Source organism: Croceitalea sp. MTPC5, assembly GCF_036985505.1.
Lineage (GTDB): Bacteria > Bacteroidota > Bacteroidia > Flavobacteriales > Flavobacteriaceae > Croceitalea.
The window spans coordinates 421,651-446,405 of record NZ_BTGQ01000003.1 but is presented as its reverse complement, the minus strand read 5'-3'; the positions used below and the strand labels follow the sequence as shown (position 1 = coordinate 446,405).

The following is a 24,755-nucleotide window of genomic DNA, read 5'->3' as shown; positions in this document are numbered from 1 at the left end:
GTATTTTTTGAGTTAGGTATCGCTTAAATGCTACGACCGGTATTGATTACATTGATATCATTGAACCTCGTTGTAGAACTACCATGGGACACGGCACTTATCTGCGAAGGCTGTCCTTTACCATCGAAGAATGACCCGAACATACGGTAGTCACTTTCGTCACATATTTTAGCACATGAATTCCAAAACTCTTGGGTATTTGACTGGTAGGCCACATCGTTCAGCATACCCTCAATTTGACCGTTCTTGATTTCATAAAAAGTAGTACCCCCAAATTGGAAATTGTAACGTTGCTGATCAATGGAGTAAGACCCCCTACCTGCAATGTAAATACCTTTTTCAACATCTTTGATCATCTCATTGATGGAGTATTTTTCCTTACCTGGTTCTAAAGACACATTTGGCATACGTTGAAATTGCACGTCATTCCAACTTTGTGCATAACAACAACCATGCGATTCGTTTTGGCCAATGATATTGACCTGGTCTCGAATGGCCTGATAATTTACCAAAGTACCATTACGCACCAAATCCCATTGTTTGCATTTCACACCTTCATCATCATAACCGACTGCTCCCAAACTTCCGGGCTGTACCTTATCGGCTACCAAATTGACCAGTTTGCTACCGTAATTGAAATTCCCTGATTTCCATTTATCAAGGGTAGCGAAACTAGTGCCTGCATAGTTCGCCTCGTAGCCGAGTACCCTATCCAACTCTAATGGATGCCCTACCGACTCATGGATCGTCAAGCCCAAATGGTTCGGTTCTAAGACAAGGTCGTATTTACCTGGATCTACCGATTTGGCGGTAAGCATTTCTTTTGCTTGTTTCGCAGCCAAAGTTGCGTCTTCAACAATATCGTAACTTTTTCTGTACAAGGTCATCCCTGCAGGGCCCTCCAATTTCTCAGAGGCCAAACCGTCCATATATTCGTACCCCATACCCATGGGCGCACTCATTGCTTGTCTGGTCTTGAACTTACCAGCCGATTGGTCTACCGCGGTCACCCCGAAAGTAGGCCAGATACGATGCACATCTTGATCAATGTAAGAACCATCCGTAGAGGCGAAATATTTTTGTTCGTTCACCATAAATAAAGCCGAATTGACAAAGTTTGCCCCGTTGTCCATCGCCGCGGCATTCGCCTTCAGCAACAAATCAACTTTTTCGGATACCGGTACATTTTTAAAATCCTTTTCTATCGGCGTTTTCCAAGAAACCTCCCCATGCGATTGAACCGGTGCTAATTTTACCGGCTCCGTTTGGATTTTGGAATTGGCTTTTGCAATCGCCACCGCTCTTTCCGTGGCTTTTTTAATACCATCTTCGGTAACACTGTTCGTTGAGGCAAAACCCCAAGTACCATTGGCTATTACTCGAATACCAATACCAAAAGATTCGGTATTTACCACGTTCTGCACTTTGTCTTCACGCGTAAAAACGTATTGATTCAAATACCTACCAATTCGAGCATCGGCATAAGTGGCCCCCATTGATTTTGCCGTATTCAATGCCACGTCGGCCATACGTTTTTTCACAAGCACATCCATACCTGGCTCAAGCAAAGCCTCGGCCTCAATATTATTGCCCATCATACTTGTAGGCAACAATAAGGCTCCAGCGCCTAAACCGGATAATTGCACAAAATTTCTTCTTTTCATCTAGTGTAAAGTTTTATGCCTGAAAACCCCTACTGATAATTTGATAAACATAGGAAATCAGCAGCGTATCAAGACTGGTTGTTATTGCTGGGGCGCCTTTAAGAATCACCCCTTATCCGTTTTTTGAACGATTAGCTCCTAAAATACTGAATTTTGGATAGTCGTACTATGTGTTTTTAGATTTTATTAAGAGAATTTAAAAAGAATTACATGCTAGTAACACTACTTGGCATCTTAAAAGTTTCAGCTTGCATCCCTCGGAGAAAACGATCCGCCAATCGTTCGCCATCTTGGTAAATCCATTTTTATAGACGTGCGTATTATGCCGTTCAAGGCGCAACATCAGATCATGGGTCTCGCCAACATAATAGGAAGACGACTTTTCACTGTGGATGATATATAGAAAGTGTGACATTGCATCAAAACAAAAAACCCCGCAAGTAGCGGGGTTTGAAGTGGTGCCTCCAGCCCCGAAGCCTCGGGGGAACCAGGGACGGGGCTTATCGTTTTGAAAGGATGTCGTCTAAGATACCACCATCCGAAATCACCTTCTCGATGAACTTCCTGCTTTTCATCCGTTTGATGAAACCTTCGAGATAGACCGCCTCTTCCTTGGTCTTGCACTCTTTCGAGAGGACGATCCGCCAATCGTTCGCCATCTTGGTAAATCCTTTTTTATAGACGTGCGTATTATGCCGTTCAAGGCGCAACATCAGATCATGGGTCTCGCCAACATAATAGGACGACGATTTTTCACTGTGGATGATATATAGAAAGTGTGACATTGCATCAAAACAAAAAACCCCGCGAGTAGCGGGGTTTGAAGTGGTGCCTCCAGCCCCGAAGCCTCGGGGGAACCAGGAACGGGGTTTATCGTTTTGAAAGGATGTCGTCTAAAATATCCCTATCCGAAATCACCTTCTCGATGAACTTCCTGCTCTTCATCCGTTTGATGAAACCTTCGAGATAGACCGCCTCCTCCTTCGTCTTGCACTCCTTGGAGAGGACGATCCGCCAATCGTTTGCCATCTTGGTAAATCCTTTTTTATAGACGTGCGTATTATGCCGTTCAAGGCGCAACATCAGATCATGGGTCTCGCCGACATAATAAGATGATACTTTTTCACTATGGATGATATATAGAAAGTGTGACATTACATCAAAACAAAAAACCCCGCAAGTAGCGGGGTTTGAAGTGGTGCCTCCAGGAATCGAACCAGGGACACATGGATTTTCAGTCCATTGCTCTACCAACTGAGCTAAGGCACCATGCTTGTTTAAGCGGCAGCAAATATAATTTCAAATTTAAGATTAACCAATAAAAAAGTGAAAAATCAATCACAATGTGTTTTATCTTATGAATTCTTCAAAATGGATGCTACCGTTTATACGTTTTTCAATACGATCCATAAAATATAAGAACGTAACATGGTGCGAATGGGATACTTTTAAATAACCTTTAGAACCATAACAGAAAATGAACACTTTTGATAGAAAATTAGGTTATGTATTTTGGTACGGAGTGGTACTTATCTCCGTGGCATTGTTACTGAATAGCCTAATGATTTACTTTAATTGATCATCCCCTTCCCAAATCGATGATATGCCTTGAAGCTTGAAGTCATTAAGCTCGATTGAGTTCATCGATTCGTTTTCAATAGTAAGATTTGTGTAAGCGGCCGTAGGGAAAATCTGATCTGTCATTACATATTGGCCCTTATTTAGAAAAATCTCAATGGATGATCGATCTAGAAACAGTTTCACCTCGAATTCTTCCGGTAAATCTTTCACAGGCATATAGTGTAATTTATTCCCGAATTCATAGTTAAAGTTTGTTTTTCCTGATTTGGTCCGATCTAGCATCAACAGATTTGAATTCATATCAAACAGCAAAGTGGTTGCCTCGCCCAAGACGTTGCCAACGGATAACTTAAAACTTTTTTTAGGGGCCTTAAATGAAATTACAGCTTGACCAAGTGCATTTTCGGTAAGGTTAAAAGGTTGGGTTGAATCAATTATTTTCTTTTGACCACTCAAACCCTTGGAAAAATCTAAACTTGAAATCGGATAATTTTTCAAATCGTAAAATCCATCCCGTTTTTTAAGCGATAGTTTTCTTGGCAGGGTCATAGTGCTCCGCCAAGTGCTTGTTGGCGTTTTAAGGGCGTACTGCCAATTACTCATCCATCCCACAAAAATACGGTCCCCATTTGGCGTGTTGTTATAGGTTACCCCTGCATAATTATCGGCACCCCAATCCAACCATCGGTGCATTTTTTGATCTGAAATAAAATTATCACCGTCAAAATCCCCAATAAAATATTGTGTGCCACTGCCGCCATTCGGTCCTCCACTACCGATACTGATGATCAAGACCCATTTTTCCTCATCTGATCCTTCAACCTTTAATTTAAAAAGATCCGGACATTCCCAAACACCGCCATGCGCACCTTGTTCTTTACCGAAATCACTGATATGGTTCCAATCCTTCAAGTTTTTTGAACGATATAGTTTCGCATGATCGCCCGCCACCAATACCATGATCCAGCTTTCGGTCCCTTCATGCCAAAAAACCTTCGGGTCTCGAAAGTCTTTCATTGTGGTATTATCCAACACCGGATTACCCTCGTATTTGATCCAAGTGTCCCCATTATCCAAACTGTAGGCAATACCCTGGGTCTGGGTATTGATGCCTCCTGCTTTTTCAATATCCAACCTAAAATAGGTGAAAACCGCCACTATGGGCACTTTCCCATCCTTACCGAAACCTGAGGTATTATTAACATCCACAACGGCACTTCCAGAAAAGATAAATCCTTTTTCATCAGGAAAAAGTGCAATGGGCTTATGCTCCCAATTCATAAGGTCTTTACTAACTGCATGACCCCAATGCATTGGCCCCCAAACCGTAGCATCAGGAAAATATTGATAAAACAAATGATAAAGACCGTCATGATAAACCAAACCATTTGGGTCGTTCATCCAACCCGACTTGGGTGAAAAATGGTATTGTGGCCGATACATTTCATCGTATTGCTTTGTAGTCTTGACGGCTACGGCCTTTTCTTTTTCGACTTCTTCTTTGCAGGCGGTCAATAGAACAACCGCCACAAAAAGAGTGTAAATCCTTTGAATCATATTTTTCAGGTTATGCTAGTTCCAATCACTAAGTACATAGTTCAAAAGATACAAAATAGTATCTTTGATTTTCAATATTTAAAACATGCGGCTTTTTATAGCACTTCTGTTGACCGCTTGCCTAACTTCCAATGCGGTATCACAATCTAAAATTGACAAAACACTTGAAAAGTTAAATAGTAATAGTGTTCCCTACATATCAGTTGATGAATTAAAGCATACTGAAAACCATATAATTCTAGATACCAGAACCAAAAAAGAGTTTCAAGTAAGCCATCTTAAAAATGCCCTTTGGGTCGGTCATAAAAAGTTTCAAATAGATGCTTTGAACAAATACGTCACGGACAAAAACAAGCCAATCGTAGTATACTGCTCCATTGGGGTACGATCGGAAAACATTGGAGAAAAGCTACTTAAAGCGGGCTACACCAATGTACAGAACCTATACGGAGGTATTTTTGAATGGAAAAACAAAGGAAACCCCGTATATGACCCGGAGGGCAATAAAACCGAAAAAGTTCATGCCTACAGTAAGCATTGGGGTAAATTACTGACCAAAGGAGATAAAATATATCAACCCAAACCTGAAGAACTTGACACAAAGCACGAGTAACCTGCTCCTTATTTTCACCCGAAATCCAGAACTAGGAAAGTGTAAGACCCGTTTAGCGGCAACCACTGGAAACCAAATAGCTTTGGATATTTACAATTTTCTACTGGAACATACCTCTGAGATCACCAAAGGCCTGAGAGCCGAAAAATACGTTTACTATTCAGAGGAAATCTGGGAGGACGATATATGGCAAGCCAAAACCTATACCAAAAAATTGCAACAAGGTATAGATTTGGGGGAACGTATGAGAAATGCCTTTACGGATGGTTTTCAAAAGGGATTTCAGAAAATCATAATCATAGGTAGTGATATGTACGATCTTTCAGAAAAGGACATTGAAAATGCATTTTCAATGCTGAATGACCATGAATTCGTTATAGGCCCAGCAACAGATGGAGGGTATTATCTTTTAGGCATGAAATCACTTGAAGAAAAATTATTTTCAAATAAAGCATGGGGAACGGGCAATGTTTTGAAACATACTTTAGAAGATTTAAGAGAAACAAACTACGCCATGCTGGAAGAACGGAACGACGTAGATGTTTACGAAGACATTGAAACTGTGGAAGCCTTTCAACCCTTTATAAAAACTTTAAAAAATGACTAAAAAACAACTAGGTGAATCTGTTGCTTATTTACGCAGTAAAGGCTTTGATACTCCAGATATAGGTATTGTACTCGGTACTGGTCTTGGACAATTGGTCAATGAGATTAAAAACCCCATTGAGGCGCATTACCATAACATCCCTTATTTTCCTTTAGCCACGGTCGAATTTCACACGGGCAAATTAATATTTGGTTCCATAGAGGGTAAAAAAGTGGTTGTGATGCAAGGTCGTTTCCATTTGTACGAAGGCTATGACCTATTGGATGTCACCTACCCCATAAGGGTCATGGAACAATTGGGTATTCAAAAATTGTTTATCTCAAATGCAGCAGGTGCTATCAATTTAGATTTTAGAAAAGGGGATATTATGCTTATCGAAGACCATATTAACCTTCAAGGTGGCTCCCCTTTGGCTTTCAAGAATGTTGCTGAATTCGGTGATCGTTTCGTTGATATGATGGAACCGTATGATACCAAGATGCGGGCAACGGTCACGGAAATTGCGCGTAAAGAAAATATTTCATTGCAAAAAGGGGTTTATGCCTCGGTTTTTGGGCCTCAATTGGAGACCAAGGCAGAATACCGAATGTTAAAAACACTAGGGGCAGATGCCGTCGGTATGAGTACGGTACCCGAAGTTATTGTTGCCAACCACCTTAGATTACCCGTGGTAGCGGTTTCTGTATTGACCGACGAATGTGACCCTGACAACTTGAAACCTATCAATATTCAAGAAATCATTGAGATTGCCGGCAAAACAGAACCAAAAATGATCAAGTTGTTCAAAGAACTTATTAAAACCTTGTAAGTATTTATATAACATCCGTACTTTTTAAATAAATGGGTTACATGGCCAATAATGATTCTTTTAAAATCAGTATCATCATACCGGTACTGAACGAGGCTTCGACCATAGCGAGACTTCTAGAACATATCTTGGCAACCAGCTCAAAAGAAAATATTCTAGAAGTACTGGTAGTTGATGGAGGAAGTACCGATACCACTTTGGAAATAGTCAAAAAATTCAACGTGAAGGCCTTAACCTCAAAATTGGGAAGGGCAGTTCAAATGAATCTTGGAGCGAAACATGCCAAAGGAAAAATACTTTACTTTCTACATGCAGATACCCTTCCGCCAAAAAATTTTGATAAGATTATTTTGGGAGCTTACCATAAAGGATTCGAAACGGGATGCTTTCGCATGCAATTTGATTCTAAGAACTTTTTCTTACGCGGGTTTGCTTATCTATCGCGCATCAACCATACCCTTTGCAGGGGCGGTGACCAATCTTTGTTCATTTCGCAACGATTATTCGAGAAAGAAAAAGGGTTCAATGAGGCCTATCTCATTTATGAGGACAGTGAATTTATCAAACGGCTCTATGAAACTACGAAGTTTGTGGTTTTAAAACAGAGCGTCGTAACCTCAGCAAGAAAATACCGACAAAAAGGCTGGTTGTACATACAATTCCATTTTGGCATGATACATCTTAAAAACTATCTTGGTGCCGGGCCTGAAGAACTATACCAGTATTACTCCAAAAAAATAGTAACCTAACACACTATGAAAACAAGTCTTTTCCCTTTTATCGCCATTACATTACTTTTAGCTTCCTCCTGTAATGAGAACGCAAAAAAAACCGTTATCCAAGAAACCACCGAACAATCTAAAAGTGTTGTCAAAGTCCCAAATTCCTGGATTACCAGTAGGGTAGAGAAAACAAGGGAAAGACTATATAGCTCTGATGCCGGAAAAGTAGTATGGCAAGCCATGGAGGCCCATGGTGGGCTTGACAAGTGGTATCAGAACGGCCCGATATCCTTTCGATTCAATTACCAACCTTTAGATGGTGGAACCCCGCGAGATACCTATCAGGCGATAGATACTTGGCGCAGTAAGGCGAGACATTACCAAGCCAAAGATTCTACTTCACAATATGGTTGGGACGGAAAGGATGCTTGGGTAATTGCCAAAGACAGTACTGTTTTCCCCTACAATACGCGATTTTGGTCTTTGACCCCATACTTTTTTGCGGCACAACCCTTTGTATTGGATGGAAACGGGGTTAACCTCGAACTTTTGGATCAAAGAACGCATAACCAAAGAAAACAGGATGTAATAAAGGTAACCTTTGATGAAGGAACGGGTGACGCGCCCGACGATTACTATGTGCTTTACTTTGATAGTGAAACGCATATACTTTCAGTAATTCGATATATTGTTTCCTATCCTGGATATTTTAAGGATGGTGGACACTTACCTGAAAAATTCATGGAACTTAACGGGGAACAATTGGCCGATGGCATTTCATTTCCAAAAGAGTACAAAACACATTGGTTGACCGAAGAAGAATTACCAGGGGAACACATTACGAATATTACCCTAAGTGACATTGACTTCAAATCCAACTTAGAAGATGGGTTTTTCAAAGCACCCAAAGGTGCCAAGATTTTAAAAGGATTGTAAAATTGACAAGCGTCGGTAAAACAAATTAATTACGCATTTTGCTATTTTCAAACTCATAATCTAAAAGGATGCCCTCTGAAATCCATTTGGCCAATGCCTGCCGATTGTCAGGGTCAAGAATACGTTTTTGGTCTTTTTTATTTTTAATATTACCTATTTCAATATAAGTCATTGCCGGTAAGGTATTCTTAACTAAATACAAGTTACTACGGTCGGCAAAAGTACCTTTATAGCCCCGATTAGGTTGATAACGCTTATATTTTTTTGAAAAGGTTTGATGTATACTCTCAGCCAAACGTTTACCATTCGTACTTTTTTCATGATGGTAAAAAAACACGTCAATATTGGTTCCTTTACTACGGCTATCAATATGCGTTACCAACAATCGCTGGTATTTAGAGCGGTTTTCTTTGTAAAGTTTGTTGACTGCCTCAACCCGCTGCTGCAGTCTTTCGAGTTGATTCAAAGGAATTTTCAGGTCAGGGTATGTAACCTCATCCGTATCCAAGGGCAGCACCCTCTCATTTCTTATGCCATCATCTTCATCTTGAATGATCAAAAACACTTCCGCCCCCTGGGCAATCAACTCGCGAGCCAAACGTAAAGTGATATCATAGGCATACTCATCTTCGGCTATAATGGCACCTTTGTAATCTTCAATTGCCCCGGGGTCAGGGCCGCCATGACCTGAAATGAGGTAATATACCGTGCCGGCCAAACGATTACCCAAAACAGCGACTGTAGAAAAATCAGGACCAAAGATGGGATAGTTACGACTACTTTTTAGATTACCGTCAATCGCTTTTGAAAGCGTTATCGTATCTGGCAAATAATAGGTTTGCCCAGCTTTTAAGACTTCTTCTTCACCGATGAGGTTTTTATTCGCCTCTATAAACGCCGCATAGAATTTAGCAGGGTCGATGTTATTTTTTCTTAGTAATGAATACACACCATCACCTCGAGTGGCTACGGCAGTGGCCAAAGAATCTTGACTGAACAGCTTGATAACATTAAATACGACTAAAAGGAAAACGGGTAACCGCACTAATCTTTTTTACCTAAAAGTACTAATTGTGCAGCTTATTCCTCTATTTCAATGTCGGCATAATCATTCAAAACACCGCTGGCAATCATGTTAGTGAAGTCTTTTTCATTTTTACCTATCGCAATACGCTCTTCGATGTTAGGATCTTTAGAATCCCCAATATCTATCAATGTAATGGCTGGCAGGGCATTTTTTGCAAGGTAAATGGTGTGCTTATCTGAAAACACCTCAGTATATGTCTTACGGTCTTTCGTAATACGGTTCTCGTTGAAAATATGCTGTATATTTTCTGCAAAACGCTCCCCCATGGCACTATTGTCATGGTGGAAAACCGATACATCAAAGTACTTACTATTGGTAACCCCCTTATTGAGATTGATGAGTAGAAGTCGTTGGTATTTTCCGCTGTTTTTTAAATAACGCTTATTGATCGTCTCTACATAATATCCCATTTCATGGATATTGACAGACGGTTTCTTATTTTCTACGAGATAGACTTGGGCTCCATGTACCATCAATTTTTCAGCAAGTTGTTGTATGATTTGATTCTTGAGTACACTTATCTTATTGGATTCAATACTTGTTTGTTGGCTAGCCATTAAATATATGACCGCATTTTTTAGTTTCTCACTTTTGGGGGATATTTGGGCCAACTCTTTTTCAAAAAGTGATAGTTCTTTACCGTTAGTGATGCTAACTGCCTTTTTTCTGTAAGAATCTGGGGTATCTGGTATCAAATATTCACGGTCTAACCTCAGTTCACTGCCATTGGTAAGGTTTTTTTCGTTCAAAGCTATAAATTCAGCATAGTGTTTCACTGGGTCCAAGCCCTGTTTTCTTAATAGGGAATAAATGCCGTCACCACTTTCTGCGCTGATCTTATAAAAACCTTTCTTTTGGGCCATAGCGGAGTGAAAACAAATAAAACCGAGAATGAAAATAAGGCTATTCTTCATAACTTAATACGCTTGTATGCCAGCAAATATAGCACCTAATCGATGAAATGCAAAAAAATACGATAAAATGTAAATTATCTCGATGGTAAATCAGAAGTACTGGCCAATACCAAAAACGATTCCCCTTGTGGCCTCTCTAGTGACCCCGTGCCCATAGTCTATTCTAAAGATAGCATTAAAAATGCGTTTATGGATAAATCGAAGACCGGCCCCTGGGTAAATCCTTAAATTTTGATCATCGGCAAAATCACCAAAATCACCACCTGGGTTGCGCCATGTGCCCCCATCGATAAAAAGGTTACCCTGTAAAACGAACCAATCTTTTTCAATTAGGGTATGCCTATATTCTGAATTCAAAACAATCGCTGCGGTACCCCGATCGATCGTATTTCCCACACCGCGAATATTTAGATTATTATCTACTGCAAATGGTGCAAACGGTGTATCGATATTACTGGCTAGACCCAAGCGTAATCGGTTCGCCCAATTCCCTCTTTTCCCAAATCGTTTAAAATATAAGAAGTCATTAAATCCTATAGCGAAATCGGGTAAAGTCTGGTCTTGGCTACGTACTAATTGAAAGTTCAACGTGCTTCTGAAGCCTGATAGGTAGTGATAATAATATTCGATTCCATTGAAATCATAGATGAACTTGTATAAATATTTGTCCACAACCAAACTTTGCGGAACGTTGGGGTCAGTGCTTCCCGATATAAAAGAATAATCTTCGGTAAAGAGGTTTAAACCGAATTCAATGCGATGCTTGAAATCAAATTCATATAGTGCCAATAATTCAATGGATTCATTATTGTAGCGGTAATCGGCAGTTCCACCATCAAGAAAAACAGGTTCTTGGGTCGTCAAATCCTGATAACTAAAGGCCAGGCCTATTTTCGGGGTTATCAGATGCGGTGCCCGAACATTTACGCCATAAGAATTGAAAATATCATATTGATAAAAAGCCCCCAATGTGATTCCCCGACCCAAAAAATTGAACTCTTGCAACCCTACCCGGAATGCGAATTCATCATTATTCGAGGTATAAACACTCGCAAAGGGAATTATCGTGAAATTCTCTTCAACACCATAATACACATTATACTCCCCCTCTTGATTCGTTTCGAAAACCTGATAATACGCATGGGCTATACTTGGTAGCAGTTTGATACGGTTAATATCTTTTTCGATAAAAGAAGAGTCTAGGGCCATGCCCGGTTTTAATCGGGCAATTTTTTTCAAGAATGTCGTTTTCGTCTTTTTATTGCCCTGTATTTTCAGGTCAACAACCACGTTTTGACCATTTACCGCCAAGGCGATAAAGAACATAAAAAAAATGGAGCGCCTAAACATTTAGGGGCGCATTTATCTTAATAAGAACCATAAAATTCCCTTATTACCTCTTCTGAAGGTTTATTTTGTGGTGTAAAGCGATTATCACCTGATCCACCAGACCTTTCGTGATGTATGAACCATTTCCAAACAAAACCGCCAGCAAACCAATCTTCGTTCCAAAACTCATCAAAAGTAACTTGGGTGGCATTTGCCTGGGCCTGTAGGTTTACATCCATTTGGTTGCGATCTACAAGCCAAGGTTTCTTCGCGGTATAATCCATACTCCGATATCCGAATTCGGTAAAGATCACCGACCTGTTTTTTTCTTCGGACAGTTCAGCAAGTTTCATTTTCCATTTTTGCCATCCACTTTTCATTTGCTCTTGGCTCGGATCTTTTTCATCTGATAATGGAAAGTAGGCATCAACACCAATGTAATCCAATTGTTCCCAAAATGGTGTTCTTGTATACTCGTCCCAATTAGCGGCATAAGTCAGTTTTCCTGAATATACCTTTCTAACTTTTGCGATCAGCCCATTCCAGTAACCTGGCCGCTGCTTTACAAACTCCTCTAACTCGGTACCGATACAGTAAAGCTCTGCATCCACTTCTTGGGCAAGTCTTGCATAGGTTAAAACAAAATCGGTGTAGGTAGCCTCAAACGTTTTCCAAGTACTTTCATTTTCCATACTGATATCACCTGTAAATTCACCACGCCAGACCCATATCTGGGGTTTTACCATAATCTTGATATTATTCCCTTGCAACATCCGTGCATATTGCTTGGCACCTTCAAAGGTCTCACCATACCATTGGCGATCGGTATTGAAAACCACGTTTGGTTCAGAAAGGCTTCGAAGAAAGCCAAAAGGCATCACTGCCGCATAATTTGCATTTATCTTGACGACGGGGTCAACCTGCTCTTGGGTGACTTTTTCGCGGGAACCGACAAAACTTATTCCATTGATTTTTTCTTCGATCTGACTCTTACAAGAGAACTGGAGAAGGCATAAAAAGAGAAGCCCTAATCTTTTCATAGATAAAAAATTAAGACTTCTAAAATACTTCTTTTGTGTTCTAAAGTCTAAAAAACAGCGCGCAAACCTATGTTAAAACTTTCACCAAGACCAGTATCCCTACCCCTTACAAAATTGGTATAAAGGAACTCTACATTCAATTCTTTGGTCAATTGGTATTTAGCCCCTCCACCTAACGTTGTAAAATTTTGGCTAAAGTCATTTCCTAAATCTATCAGTTCGGTATGTTGCCCTAAAACCAAGACCGTAAACTTGGAACTTGGAAAATAACTCAAGAAGACCCCAGGTGTCAATCGTAGGCTATTATTTGCAAAGCTATCTTCTTCGTCACCAAAATTGAGTTCAGAATTCACCTCACTGAATATCTGCCATTTTTTTCCAGGAAACGTATAATCATAAAAGAACCTATTCTGCCATGTAAATCCATTTTGATCCAAAAACACGCCATTATCATCAAACTCATCACTGATGAGCGGAATCGAAAAAGCACTTAAGACTGAAAAGTTACCGACATTTTTAAAGGGGACGAATTTAATTGCCGGTGCAAAAGACGTCAGCCCGGTCGTTGTTCTTCGTTCGGTACTTCCATCGGTCAAAACAAAATCCCTTCCGTTGGCACGATATTCAACAATGGCACCGATATTAACCCGTCTATTGGGTGAAATTCCTGTAAAAACCTCTAAAGTAGAAGTGAAGAAATTTTGTCGAATTCCATCCTCAGATGGAAAAGTACTCTCATTTTGAGTGAAAAAATTATTGAATAATTTAATATCCCATTGGCCTTGGGCTATCAATTTAGAGGGCGTTAAGTTCTGAATAACACTTCCTCCATCATCGATATCATCTTGGGCAATTAGCGTAAGTGTGGACAAAAGAAGTCCAGCCATTAAAACATGGTTTTTTAAAATTTTCATTTTGATTGTTTAAAGTATTGTTGTTTAATTATTTGGTTTCATTCAAGCTCCAGTTGTAAGAATAGTACCCTACTTTGGCGCCATCATCAATTTTTTCCTTTCGATATTGATTTACGAAATCGACTTGACTTTTTCCACCTTGGGTAAAATCACCTTTATACCACTCGAAAAGTTGTGAAAGCTGTACTTTATTTCCCTTGACCCTGATAAAATTCGGATTGTTCAATGATAATTCTGTTTGCTTCTGTAACTGGGCTTCTAAAGTATTTGGCAAGTATGCGCTATTAATTATCGGTGGGCAACCCAAACCAGCGCAGACCAATACGAAATGAAACCGTGCTTCTTTCGGAAATTTAGCTCTGAGCAACTTATTTTCTATATCGTTTAGGGTGATGCTTTTACCACCAACATCATATTTTGTTTTGTCGAAAAAACCAGCTTTATCCAAAGGGGATTTAATAGGATAATTATCAACGATTCCCTTGATCACGGATAAATTGTAGGTATTGATCCAAAAAGCTTGATACGTTTTTTGGTCATCAACCGATACCGAAATCCCTTGGGCCGTTTGTATGAGTTCGTCTAAAGCGGTACGATCGGCTTTGATGGCTTGGTAGTCAACCTTGCCATTCTTTACGTAAGTTTTGAAAAAAGTATCTGCATCAGTAAAGAACTTTGAGGTACTTTGTGCATACCCTATCTGAAATAAGGCTATCAAAAACAGGGCGGTCAGTGTTATTCTATTTTTCATTTTTGTAAAATTTAGTTGATCAAATCTGTGGTTGAGTCGTGTGTTATTTCATTGCCCTACAGTTTTATAGGCACTTTATGAATTATTTAAGATTTCAAAAGCCTATCGTATCTTTAATATATACCCGTATATTTTTACTCTATTTAAATCCTTTCTAAATTATCTTTCTAGGTTAAGTTCATATCTTTAAGAACGACACAAAGCGTAACCAACATAAAGATCCAAATGGAGAACATTATTATCATAGGTAACGGAATTGCTGGCGTATCTGCTGCCAGGCACATCCGAAAACTTTCTGACAAAAGAATCATCATCGTCTCTGCAGAGACCGATTATTTTTTCTCAAGAACAGCCCTGATGTATGTATACATGGGGCATATGAAATTTGAACATATTCAACCCTATGAAAACTGGTTTTGGGAAAAAAACAGGATTGAACTGGTGCGGGCCTTTGTAAACAGTGTCGACACCGAGAATAAACAGCTACTTTTAGATGGCTCGAGGGCCCTCAAATATGATAAATTGATTATTGCCACGGGTTCTAAACCAAATAAATTCGGTTGGCCAGGTCAAGACCTGCATGGGGTTCAAGGCTTATATTCTAAGCAGGATTTGGATTTGTTGGAAGTCAATGCACCAAATAAAGAGGTATGCAAACGAGCTGTTATCGTTGGTGGAGGTTTAATTGGTATTGAACTCGCCGAGATGTTGAGAAGCCGTGACATTCCAGTGACCTTTTTAGTACGCGAAGATAGTTTCTGGAACGGTGTCTTGCCCAATGGGGAATCACAATTGATCAATGAACATATTAAGGAGCATCATATTGATTTACGTTTGGCCACCAACCTCAAAGAAATCGTTGGTGATGAAAACGGAAAGGTCAAGTCGGTCATCATTCAGGAGACAGGTGAAGAACTGGCTTGTGATATGGTCGGTTTAACAGCAGGGGTTACCCCCAATATCGATTTTCTTAAGGATTCTGATATTGAGCTTGGGCGCGGCGTCAAGGTTAATCGTCATTTAGAAACCAATGTAAAAGATGTTTATGCCATTGGTGACTGTGCCGAGCAGCATGAGGCCATTGGTAACCGTCGACCTATTGAAGCCGTTTGGTATACCGGTAGAATGATGGGGGAAACCGTAGCACAGACCATTTGTGGAAATAAGTTGGAATATAAACCTGGGCACTGGTTCAATTCAGCCAAGTTCTTAGATGTTGAATACCAAACCTATGGTTGGGTATTCGGTGCTCGTGGCAAGCAAGATTATGAAGAGCAGTTTCATTGGCGACATGATACAGAGAAAGTCTGTGTCACCATCTCTTTTCACAAAGACACCAATTTGTTCTTAGGAATAAATACGTTCGGAATTCGAATGCGTCACGAAATCTTTGACCGATGGCTTACCGCAGAAAGGGATGTTGATTACGTTATGGAACATTTGATCGATGCCAATTTTGACCCGGAATTTTATAGGAACTATGAAAATCAGATCGTGTCAAAATTCAATGCTGACTTTGGCAAGTCGGTCAAAACCAAAAAGAAAAGTATAAAAAGAATATTTCAATTTAGTTGATGGTTACTTTTTTACCGTGTTCCATTTTCTTGAATGAAACATGCCTAGCCTTTGACTTTCACCATCAATAAAACTAAATAAACTATCAACAAATTATGAGCACTTACGATAGAAGCATGGCCTTAACAGGGCAACCCCCTAAACAATTGAGCAGAAACCAAAAAATTGCAACGCTGATCGGTTTCTTTGGTCTAACGGTTATTTTATTGGCCGCATTCAATGTTAACCTACCCAATAAAGCCCTTTGGTTAAGTATTTCTTTGGGTGCAATCACGGCCGGTACAGTTTGGTTCGCTTGGGATATGTATGCAAACAAAGAACCAGGCATCAAAAATGATGGGGTATGGTTCAAATCGATATCGAGCAAAGGCTTCTGGGGATGGATGGCAGGCATTTCCCTCACGAGTTTCTACATCATTCTCTATTTCTATCCAGAATATTTGGGCCTGGTCGCAAAAGGGGATAATAAAGGGGTAATCGGTCTTTTTGACCCCCTGAGTCGTGCGTTGAGCGGAAATCCGGCCAGTCAATGGTTCGTCTATGGAACCCTTTATACCGTTGCGATACTGGCTTTCGGAATCAAGTTTTTATGGAAATACCGTCATAATCGTTACGAACGAATCCGTACCATTAGCGTGATGTTCTTTCAAACCGCTTTTGCCTTCATAATTCCTGAGGTAATGGCTCGATTGAATGGAACTTCAGTTTTGAACGGTGGTAAATTGCCTTATTACGACTTGAAATTGGTATGGCCCTTGAATTATTACAATTTTGAAAAATACCGGATAAATGACTTCTTAAGCGCAGGTAATATTGGTTTGGCACTTCTCATTTTCGGAATACTTTCGATTTTAGTCATAACCCCTATATTAACATACAAATACGGTAAAAGATGGTACTGTTCTTGGGTCTGTGGTTGTGGTGGTTTGGCAGAGACTGCGGGTGATTCTTTCAGGCAACTGAGCGACAAAACCGTAAAGGCCTGGAATATTGAACGATGGGTCGTACACAGTGTCGTCGTTTTTGTTACCTTGATGACTACCGCAGTAATTTATTCTTATTTAGGTAATGATACCAGTAAATATTTGTTGACCAAGACTACCTTTTTAATAAGTGTTGCAGTGGTATTTACCCTGATTTTTGCTTGGGTGATGATATTTAAGCGAGAGCAGCTACAGAAAGATGCGCAGTACGGTGCAATTGGTTACATGGTTATTATTTTGGCACTTATAGGCATACACTTTTTGAGTGGGGATGGCAATGTGTTTTTATTTAAATCTGGAACGCTACGCAAATCCTATTCCTTTTTGATAGGAAGTGTTTTTTCTGGGGTGATCGGTACCGGCTTCTATCCTATTTTTGGTAACCGGGTTTGGTGTCGTTTTGGTTGCCCTATGGCCGCGATATTAGGTTTTCAACAACGTTTATTCTCAAAATTTAGGATAACGACCAACGGAGGGCAATGCATTTCTTGTGGTAATTGCTCTACCTACTGTGAAATGGGCATTGATGTCCGTGCCTATGCACAAAAAGGCGAAAACATTGTTCGCTCTAGTTGTGTCGGTTGTGGTATCTGTTCCGCGGTATGTCCTCGTGGAGTATTGAAGCTAGAGAATGGTCCATTAAAAGGACGTATAGATAGCAATCAGGTATTGTTGGGCAATGACGTTGACCTAATGAATTTGGTAAATCAAAAATAACAATGTCCCGCTTTCTTATCTTGCTCTTTTTGTGTGCTTCACTGGGTAAATCGTATCACAGGGAGTTTTATGAAAATGGACAATTAAAGGCACAAGGCTGGAAAAAGGGGGATTCAAAGGAAGATTTTTGGAAATTTTACTACGAAAATGGCAAAATCAGTGAACAAGGCCATTTTAAGAATAATGTCAAAGTTGGCTATTGGTACGCTTATGACACGACTGGAAGATTAAAAAGCGAAGGCCACTTTGATAAGGGCAATAAAGTAAACTGGTGGCTATTCTATGATGAGAATCAAAAAGTCGACCACAAGTGCCAATTAAAAGACGGCATTAAAAACGGGTATTGCCTGAAATATAGAAACGAAGAGTTAAAATCTGCGGAGAAATATAAAAATGGAAAAAAGATAAAAGAATGGTTTAGCTTTAGCAGCTTTAAAAAAGAGAACAAACTCTCAGATCTTAAATGAGTGCTATAATCAAAGTTATCATTCCCGCCTTTAATGAAGGGGATTCCATTGGTAAGGTGGTAAGCGAACTGCCAAATTCAGTAGCTGAGATTATTGTTGTCAACAATAATTCAAACGACGATACGGTAGAAAATGCACAAAAAGCAGGTGCCACGGTCTTGACTGAAAATAGAAAAGGCTATGGATATGCTTGCTTGAAAGGACTGCAGTATATCGACGAACAATCCAAACAACCCGACATTGTCGTATTTATTGACGGAGACTACTCCGATTACCCAGATGATTTGGATAAGGTAGTAGCTCCCATATTAAATGAGAATATGGATTTGGTCATCGGTGCACGGAAAAAAGAACTACGCGAAGCAGGTTCAATGACGTTTCCCCAAATTTTTGGCAATGAATTGGCCACTTTTTTGATGCGCTTGTTTTTTGGGGCAAAATTTACGGATTTAGGACCTTTCAGGGCCATTAAATACGAAAAGCTCAAAGAATTACAAATGCAGGACAAAACTTACGGGTGGACGGTTGAAATGCAATTGAAAGCTTTACGCAAAAAATTGGCATATACCGAAGTACCAGTACGTTACAAGAAAAGAATCGGGGTCTCAAAAGTATCAGGTACCGTAAAAGGTGCTATATTTGCAGGCATTAAAATTTTAGGTTGGATATTCAAATACAGCATTAAATAATTATGGGACTAACAATCGCTTACATCATCATCGCTATTTACAGTTTCGCATTGATTTTAATTTTTTGCTATAGCCTGGCGCAATTAAATTTATTGGTCAACTATTTGAGTAATAAACGCCAAAACGAAGAAGCTCCGAAATTCAATCTTTTGGATCCTAAGGAAATACCACACGTTACCATACAATTGCCCATTTACAATGAAGAATATGTTATGGAGCGGTTGCTGGATAATATTGCTAAAATCGAATATCCCAAAAGTAAACTGGAAATTCAGGTTTTAGACGATTCTACCGATGATACCGTAATAGAGACGGCCTCTAGAATCGAAGAGCTTCAAAAAACAGGATTGGATATTCAACACATACGCAGGGAAAATCGCCAAGGCTTTAAGGCTGGCGCCTTAAAAGAAGGTTTAGAAATCGCGAAAGGGGAATTTGTCGCTATTTTTGACGCAGACTTTCTACCCGAAAGCGACTGGTTGAAAAAAACCGTACCATATTTTAAAGACAGTGAAATTGGTGTAGTACAGACCCGCTGGGGGCATATCAATAGGGATTACTCTACACTGACAAGAATTCAGGCCTTTGCCCTCGATGCGCATTTCACCTTAGAACAGGTAGGTCGTAATTCAAAAGGACACTTTATCAACTTTAATGGTACCGCAGGTATTTGGAGGAAAACCTGTATTCTAGATGCCGGTAACTGGGAGGGGGATACCCTTACTGAGGACTTAGACCTCAGTTATCGCGCACAATTAAAAAACTGGAAGTTCAAGTATTTGGAAGATGTTGAGACCCCAGCTGAATTGCCCGTGGTGATGAGTGCTGCGCGTTCGCAACAGTTTCGATGGAACAAGGGTGGGGCTGAAAACTTTAGAAAAACAGTGCTTAGCGTAGTAAAATCAAAGAACATTGATTTCAAGACCAAGTTCCATGGCGTAATGCACTTATTGAACAGTTCCATGTTCTTATGTGTCTTCATTGTGGCACTATTGAGTATACCCATGCTCTACATTAAGAACACTTATGGTCATTTGGGATGGGTATTTGAGGTTACCAGTTTCTTTATCGTAAGTACCATCATCTTATTTTTCTGCTATTGGTTTACCTATAAGAGCATACAGGGCAGTGGTTTTGACAAATTTGTTGACTATATTAAATTATTCTTCACCTTCTTCTCTGTGGCATTAGGCTTGTCATTGCACAACTCCATTGCGGTAATGGAAGGCCATTTGGGCAAACGCAGCGAATTTGTTCGAACACCAAAATTCAACATCAATAGCCTTACGGATAGTTGGAAGGGAAATAAGTATATCACCAAAAAGCTTTCACCAAATATGGTCATTGAATTTGGTCTGATGATTTACTTTTTGTTCGGCATGTATAGCGCCATTCCCTTAAATGACTACGGATTGTTTCCTTTTCATTTGATGTTGTTCTTAGGTTTCGGTTTCGTCTTCTTTAAATCGTTGACGGCCAAAGCTTAGATTTCTTTTTCTTGAAATTGTTTCATTAATTGGTGTTTTCCAATTTTATGATGAGCTTCATGGCCCATAATAAAGTTCAAAGATGGAAGAAAAGCCAAGACTTTCACGATTGACTGCCATACTTACCCAGTTACAATCTTCAAAAATCGTAACGGCAACGGCATTGGCCAAAAAATACAACGTTAGTGTTAGGACCATTTATCGTGATATTCGAACGCTTGAAAAATCAGGTATTCCGATAGTGACCGAAGAAGGTCGGGGCTATAGTATTATGGAAGGCTATAAATTGCCGCCCATTATGTTTTCTGAAAGTGAGGCAAACGCCTTAATTACTGCTGAGCAATTGGTGGTCAAAAACAAAGATGCATCATTCGTGCAGCACTATCAAGAGGCTATTCAAAAGATAAAAGCCCTTCTAAAAGGTCCGCAAAAAGAAAAGACCGAACTACTATCAAATCGAGTCTATTTTAGAAGTAACCATACGCACCAAAAGACCAGCAACTATCTAATGCAAATTCAAGCAGCTATTACCGACTTTCGGCTATTGCGAATTGTATATTTCTCGTCGCTTCAAATACGTACCGAACGAGATATTGAACCCTTTGCCCTCTATAGTACCGAAGGCAATTGGCTTTTGATTGCATTTTGTCGACTTCGTAAGGAATTTCGAGTATTTAGAATAGATTACATTCAAAAAATCATACCCCTTTCAGAACAATTTGAATCCCATGATATGACTTTAGAGGAGTATTACAAAAAATATTATGGCATTCAAGACAACCCCTGACATACCCTTGTCACCATGCTATTTTAGTTTTGTTTAAAATTAAAATTGATACGCATGACAACTTTAACAAAAGAGGCTTTTAGCCTAGTAGGTATTTCGACAACAACCTCAAATGAAAATGGTAAAGCAGCACAAGACATTCCTGCCCTATGGCAGCGTTTTATGAGCGAAAACATCGGTCACAAAGTACCCAACAAAATCAATGAAACAGTCTACGCGCTTTATTCTGACTACGAAGGTGACCATACACGACCTTATCAAATTACCATCGGTTATAAAGTGGCTAGCCTCGATAACATACCCGAAGACTTAACGGTAAAATTGGTTGCAAAATCGAAATTTGTCAAATTTATGGCTGAAGGTGATTTGACCAAAGATGCCGTCATCAATACTTGGATGGAAATTTGGAATATGGATCTACCGAGAACCTATACCGCAGATTTAGAGATTTATGATGACCGTGCCGCCGACTTGACCAATGGCGTTGCAGAAATTCTTATCGGTGTTTAATAAGCAGGCATTAAAACAAGGTGCACTTTGTGTTCTTCAACGTAAAGTGCGCCTTGTTTTATATTGGCTGTAGCAGTTTTAGCTTAGCCATGGTAAAACGTAACATTTAACACAGCTTAATAATCATGACTTTTTATTCTTCCCTTTTGCCAATACGTAATCAATGGTTTGTTGTAATACATCGCTATTGCCATCGTACGTATTATTAAGGGCAATACTGCAGTTATACGCAGGTATATGCATGAAGACCGTACCCCAAAACCCAGAGTGCAGATACACTTCGACCCCTGATTTTTTTCCAATAATACTGGTAAATCCAAGACGTTGCGCAGGAAGAACCCCTGACCTGTCTCCATAACCCATTTTCAACAACATAACATCCAGCGTCGTATCCTTCTCAAATACTTTTCCATTGAAAAGGGCTTGTAGAAAAACGGTCAGGTCATGGGTATTCGATACCAGCCCACCCCCTCCATACAAATCAATTGAATTGTCCCAATCTGAGGCGTCAATTTCACCCATATATCTTTTCACCTTTGGCAATAGCCCGTCAGGGCGCTTTTCAAGACTCTCTAGATAGGTAGCTGACATCCCTAATTTGTCAAATTTTAAAAGTTGGCGTAAACTCTTGGCAAGTCCCAATTGGTTCACATTTTCTATAATCTCACCCAACAATACATACCCCGTATCACTATAATGTTCTTCAACACCTGGTGTTGCATGGGGTTTCCCGTATTCCATAGCGAACTGGACCTGTTCGGTACGGGTCCAACGTTTTGAAGGATCTTTTGAGGCCACTTCGATATATTCAGGCCCACCTACGGCATAATCATACAATCCGCTGCGATGACTAAGGCAATGCCGAATAGTTATCTTATCTGGGTCATATCCGCCATCCCTCAAAATAGTAATGTGTTCTTGCGAAATGTATGCTGAGATGGAATCATCAAGTGATAGCAACCCATTTTCATACAATCGTAAAATAGCGGATGCTACAAAAACCTTTGTTAAACTGGCAATTCTAAAAGGCTGTTCCACTTTTACCAAACTTGTCTTTTCTAAACTATCAAATCCGCAGCTGTTCGAAAAGTCAATATTCAATTCGGGAGAAATGACTGTTAGCGACACCCCTATGACGGTTGTTTCTTTGTGGGAACAGTTTTTATCTAAAATATGTTGCAGCGCTGCATTTGAATCTTCTTTGTAGATACGGTTTTTTCCAGATGAACAGCTTAACAATGAACTGATAGCAAAGTATATCCATATTTTTTTCATCATCTTCGGTTTTTGACAAAGATTGGCATTAATAATAGAACACGATTGTAAAAATTCGTCAACTATAATCAGGGCGTACTTTGATAAAACTTGGAACTTGCAGTAGTTCTGACGGTGTATGGCCTGTAAATCGTCTCATTTCTTTAATAAAATGGCTTTGGTCATAATAATCGTATTTAGATATGTAGTGCTGCCAATTTTTATTCGTTGTGGTATGGAGTTCACGAAGTGCTTTTTTAAAGCGTTGTAAAGTCTGAAAACGCTTAGGTGTCAGTCCCGTTTCTCTTTTGAAGTAACGTTCTAGGGTCGAATAAGAGTACCCTGTGGCATCCATAATAACCTTCAAATCACAGTTCTTGCTTACTTCTTGTGACATCTCGACTACAAAACCCTCAAATTCTTTTTTATAGGCCGCAGCAAACCATTGATCAAGTTCATCTACCCATGTAATCGGGTCGATGTGCAACAGTCTGTTATTAAAGGTTTTAAAATCGGCGCCAAATACATCATCGGCAAAGGCTACCGAATCCCTCATAATCGTATCGGCACTAAAAGGAAGAAAAGGTTTCAGGGAAGAAAGCCCCCTTGACTTAAATTTTACAATAATACAGCTTTGAAGGCCAGAAAAGTCTATGTGTACGCTATGATGAATGAAACTAAAAAGCAAACTTCGGTTTGAAGAAAATGTTTTCCCCATATATGTTATCGTATAATGGCCATCAAGTACAATGATCATATCTGGGGTTATGCCAGGATAGGCATACATATGACTACTATCCAACGCTTGCAGGACTGCCCTTTTAAGGACCCAATAGTGGTCAATATGCTTTTTTACTTCCGGTAGCTGTGGCTTGTAAAGCATGGTTTTTTTGAAATTTAGCCGTCACAACCAATAAATTGAGTGCAACGTTTTACGCTATTGTAATATCCCAAATCAATAGTCCTTAAATATCAAACTTACCAAGAAATTCCTCTTTTCGCCTCACGGCTATAGGAACTTGGTTGCCATTGGACATGATTACATAGGCCTGTTTTCCTTTATGATAATTTTTCACTTGGTCCAACTTGATGAGATGTGATTTATGGCATTTGAAGAAATTGCCTTTATCAAGCAGGTCTTCGTAGAACTTAATGGGCTTAGAAACAATCTTTTCGGTGTCTTTGGTATGGAGATAGGTATAGTTTCCGCTGGCCTCAAGATGAATGATATCGGCAATTGGAATCGTCTCAAAACCATCTACCGAAGAGACCGTCAATAAATTGGGTTGCGGCCGTTCGACATTTTCAAGCAGGGCTTTTACTTGGTTATTCTTCTGATTTTGCGCCATTTTCCCTATAAGTCGTTCTATGGATTCGTTGAATTCATCTACATCGATGGGTTTCATCAGATAATCAAAGGCACTATACTTAAAGGCCTTGATCGCATAGTTGTTAAAGGCGGTGGTGAATATGGTATTGAAATGGATATGTTCTACTTGACGAAGAAAATCAAAACCCGTTTTGTCATTGATTTCAATATCCAAAAACACTAAATCCAATTCATTATTTTTGACAGCTTCGAGAGCTGTTTTTACGGTTCGGCAAGTTTCAATGACCTCAAACGTATTCGGTCGTCTTTCGATTAAATGCAACAGCCTGTTGATGCAGTGGGCCTCATCATCAACAATCAAGGTTTTTATCATCGTGGTTCAAGTTCAAGCAGGTCGCGTTTTGCCACTAAAGATAAGAATACTTCAAATTAG

Annotated in this window: 26 protein-coding genes and 1 tRNA gene; 12 read left to right on the top strand and 15 right to left on the bottom strand. The window is 39.7% G+C overall.

The features are described 5' to 3' along the window. Positions 1-23 precede the first annotated feature (23 nt). The 6 genes from AACM45_RS11950 to AACM45_RS11925 all read right to left on the bottom strand — a co-directional run bounded on the left by AACM45_RS11950 (position 24) and on the right by AACM45_RS11925 (position 4,802). Positions 24-1,664: a TldD/PmbA family protein gene (locus AACM45_RS11950; protein ID WP_339142932.1), complete on the bottom strand. Its 1,641-nt coding sequence runs from the start codon at positions 1,662-1,664 to the stop codon at positions 24-26. 196 nt (positions 1,665-1,860) lie between these two features. Then, positions 1,861-2,079 (bottom strand): GIY-YIG nuclease family protein, encoded by a 219-nt coding sequence (locus AACM45_RS11945; RefSeq protein ID WP_339142931.1) that lies wholly within the window; start codon positions 2,077-2,079, stop codon positions 1,861-1,863. A gap of 85 nt (positions 2,080-2,164) precedes the next feature. Continuing rightward, complete coding sequence (locus tag AACM45_RS11940) at positions 2,165-2,449, bottom strand: GIY-YIG nuclease family protein (protein WP_339142930.1); 285 nt, start codon at positions 2,447-2,449, stop codon at positions 2,165-2,167. Between the two features lie 85 nt (positions 2,450-2,534). Then, positions 2,535-2,819, bottom strand: a complete 285-nt coding sequence (locus tag AACM45_RS11935) for a GIY-YIG nuclease family protein (protein ID WP_339142929.1) — start codon at positions 2,817-2,819, stop codon at positions 2,535-2,537. Between the two features lie 41 nt (positions 2,820-2,860). Then, positions 2,861-2,933 (bottom strand) — tRNA-Phe (locus tag AACM45_RS11930). A 297-nt stretch (positions 2,934-3,230) separates the two neighbouring features. Continuing rightward, a complete protein-coding gene (locus AACM45_RS11925; protein WP_339142928.1) occupies positions 3,231-4,802 on the bottom strand; it encodes a glycoside hydrolase family 32 protein in 1,572 nt (523 codons plus the stop codon). An 85-nt stretch (positions 4,803-4,887) separates the two neighbouring features. Between AACM45_RS11925 and AACM45_RS11920 the strand changes: the two genes are divergently transcribed. Genes AACM45_RS11920 through AACM45_RS11900 form a run of 5 tightly spaced genes read left to right on the top strand, consistent with a single transcriptional unit; the run spans position 4,888 to position 8,488 of the window. After that, complete coding sequence (locus AACM45_RS11920; protein WP_339142927.1) at positions 4,888-5,415, top strand: rhodanese-like domain-containing protein; 528 nt, start codon at positions 4,888-4,890, stop codon at positions 5,413-5,415. Further along, a complete protein-coding gene (locus AACM45_RS11915) occupies positions 5,396-6,022 on the top strand; it encodes a TIGR04282 family arsenosugar biosynthesis glycosyltransferase (RefSeq protein WP_339142926.1) in 627 nt (208 codons plus the stop codon). Before AACM45_RS11920 ends, AACM45_RS11915 begins: the two co-directional genes overlap by 20 nt. Beyond that, positions 6,015-6,830, top strand: a complete 816-nt coding sequence (locus tag AACM45_RS11910; protein WP_339142925.1) for a purine-nucleoside phosphorylase — start codon at positions 6,015-6,017, stop codon at positions 6,828-6,830. Before AACM45_RS11915 ends, AACM45_RS11910 begins: the two co-directional genes overlap by 8 nt. 41 nt (positions 6,831-6,871) lie before the next feature. After that, the gene (locus AACM45_RS11905) at positions 6,872-7,579 is read left to right on the top strand and encodes a TIGR04283 family arsenosugar biosynthesis glycosyltransferase (protein WP_339142924.1); all 708 of its coding nucleotides are present in this window, start codon (positions 6,872-6,874) and stop codon (positions 7,577-7,579) included. Between the two features lie 6 nt (positions 7,580-7,585). Next, positions 7,586-8,488 (top strand): hypothetical protein, encoded by a 903-nt coding sequence (locus AACM45_RS11900; RefSeq protein ID WP_339142923.1) that lies wholly within the window; start codon positions 7,586-7,588, stop codon positions 8,486-8,488. Between the two features lie 25 nt (positions 8,489-8,513). Here AACM45_RS11900 and AACM45_RS11895 read toward each other — a convergent pair whose 3' ends face one another. From AACM45_RS11895 to AACM45_RS11870, 6 genes are all read right to left on the bottom strand, one after another. Next, entirely contained in the window at positions 8,514-9,533 is a 1,020-nt protein-coding gene (locus tag AACM45_RS11895; protein ID WP_339142921.1) for an N-acetylmuramoyl-L-alanine amidase family protein, read from the bottom strand. Positions 9,534-9,568: 35 nt separating this feature from the next. Beyond that, positions 9,569-10,489 carry a hypothetical protein gene (locus tag AACM45_RS11890; RefSeq protein WP_339142919.1) on the bottom strand — a complete coding sequence of 307 codons (921 nt, stop codon included), beginning with the start codon at positions 10,487-10,489 and terminating at the stop codon, positions 9,569-9,571. Between the two features lie 90 nt (positions 10,490-10,579). After that, positions 10,580-11,839, bottom strand: a complete 1,260-nt coding sequence (locus AACM45_RS11885; protein WP_339142917.1) for a POTRA domain-containing protein — start codon at positions 11,837-11,839, stop codon at positions 10,580-10,582. Positions 11,840-11,856: 17 nt separating this feature from the next. Continuing rightward, positions 11,857-12,858, bottom strand: coding sequence for a glycoside hydrolase family 113 (locus AACM45_RS11880; RefSeq protein ID WP_339142914.1), 1,002 nt, complete (start codon positions 12,856-12,858; stop codon positions 11,857-11,859). Positions 12,859-12,905: 47 nt separating this feature from the next. Then, positions 12,906-13,772, bottom strand: a complete 867-nt coding sequence (locus AACM45_RS11875) for a hypothetical protein (protein ID WP_339142912.1) — start codon at positions 13,770-13,772, stop codon at positions 12,906-12,908. A 28-nt stretch (positions 13,773-13,800) separates the two neighbouring features. Continuing rightward, positions 13,801-14,523, bottom strand: coding sequence for a DUF547 domain-containing protein (locus AACM45_RS11870; RefSeq protein WP_339142910.1), 723 nt, complete (start codon positions 14,521-14,523; stop codon positions 13,801-13,803). Between the two features lie 225 nt (positions 14,524-14,748). Between AACM45_RS11870 and AACM45_RS11865 the strand changes: the two genes are divergently transcribed. The 7 genes from AACM45_RS11865 to AACM45_RS11835 all read left to right on the top strand — a co-directional run bounded on the left by AACM45_RS11865 (position 14,749) and on the right by AACM45_RS11835 (position 21,738). Next, positions 14,749-16,098 carry an NAD(P)/FAD-dependent oxidoreductase gene (locus tag AACM45_RS11865; RefSeq protein ID WP_339142909.1) on the top strand — a complete coding sequence of 450 codons (1,350 nt, stop codon included), beginning with the start codon at positions 14,749-14,751 and terminating at the stop codon, positions 16,096-16,098. 95 nt (positions 16,099-16,193) lie between these two features. After that, positions 16,194-17,798, top strand: coding sequence for a 4Fe-4S binding protein (locus tag AACM45_RS11860; RefSeq protein WP_339142907.1), 1,605 nt, complete (start codon positions 16,194-16,196; stop codon positions 17,796-17,798). Positions 17,799-17,800: 2 nt separating this feature from the next. Further along, on the top strand, positions 17,801-18,265 hold the full coding sequence (locus AACM45_RS11855; RefSeq protein ID WP_339142906.1) for a toxin-antitoxin system YwqK family antitoxin: 465 nt from the start codon (positions 17,801-17,803) through the stop codon (positions 18,263-18,265). Continuing rightward, positions 18,262-18,954 (top strand): glycosyltransferase family 2 protein, encoded by a 693-nt coding sequence (locus AACM45_RS11850; RefSeq protein ID WP_339142905.1) that lies wholly within the window; start codon positions 18,262-18,264, stop codon positions 18,952-18,954. The genes AACM45_RS11855 and AACM45_RS11850 overlap by 4 nt, the downstream gene beginning before the upstream one ends. Positions 18,955-18,956: 2 nt before the next feature. Then, positions 18,957-20,441, top strand: coding sequence for a cellulose synthase family protein (locus AACM45_RS11845; RefSeq protein ID WP_339142903.1), 1,485 nt, complete (start codon positions 18,957-18,959; stop codon positions 20,439-20,441). Between the two features lie 82 nt (positions 20,442-20,523). After that, complete coding sequence (locus tag AACM45_RS11840) at positions 20,524-21,228, top strand: helix-turn-helix transcriptional regulator (RefSeq protein ID WP_339142901.1); 705 nt, start codon at positions 20,524-20,526, stop codon at positions 21,226-21,228. Between the two features lie 54 nt (positions 21,229-21,282). Next, positions 21,283-21,738: a GyrI-like domain-containing protein gene (locus AACM45_RS11835; RefSeq protein WP_339142900.1), complete on the top strand. Its 456-nt coding sequence runs from the start codon at positions 21,283-21,285 to the stop codon at positions 21,736-21,738. 123 nt (positions 21,739-21,861) lie between these two features. Here the strand turns inward: AACM45_RS11835 and AACM45_RS11830 are convergent, their stop codons facing one another. The 3 genes from AACM45_RS11830 to AACM45_RS11820 form a co-directional block, all read right to left on the bottom strand. After that, entirely contained in the window at positions 21,862-23,016 is a 1,155-nt protein-coding gene (locus AACM45_RS11830) for a serine hydrolase domain-containing protein (protein ID WP_339142899.1), read from the bottom strand. Between the two features lie 55 nt (positions 23,017-23,071). Further along, positions 23,072-23,875: a helix-turn-helix domain-containing protein gene (locus AACM45_RS11825; RefSeq protein ID WP_339142897.1), complete on the bottom strand. Its 804-nt coding sequence runs from the start codon at positions 23,873-23,875 to the stop codon at positions 23,072-23,074. Positions 23,876-23,957: 82 nt separating this feature from the next. After that, positions 23,958-24,695, bottom strand: coding sequence for a LytR/AlgR family response regulator transcription factor (locus AACM45_RS11820; protein WP_339142895.1), 738 nt, complete (start codon positions 24,693-24,695; stop codon positions 23,958-23,960). Positions 24,696-24,755 lie beyond the last annotated feature (60 nt).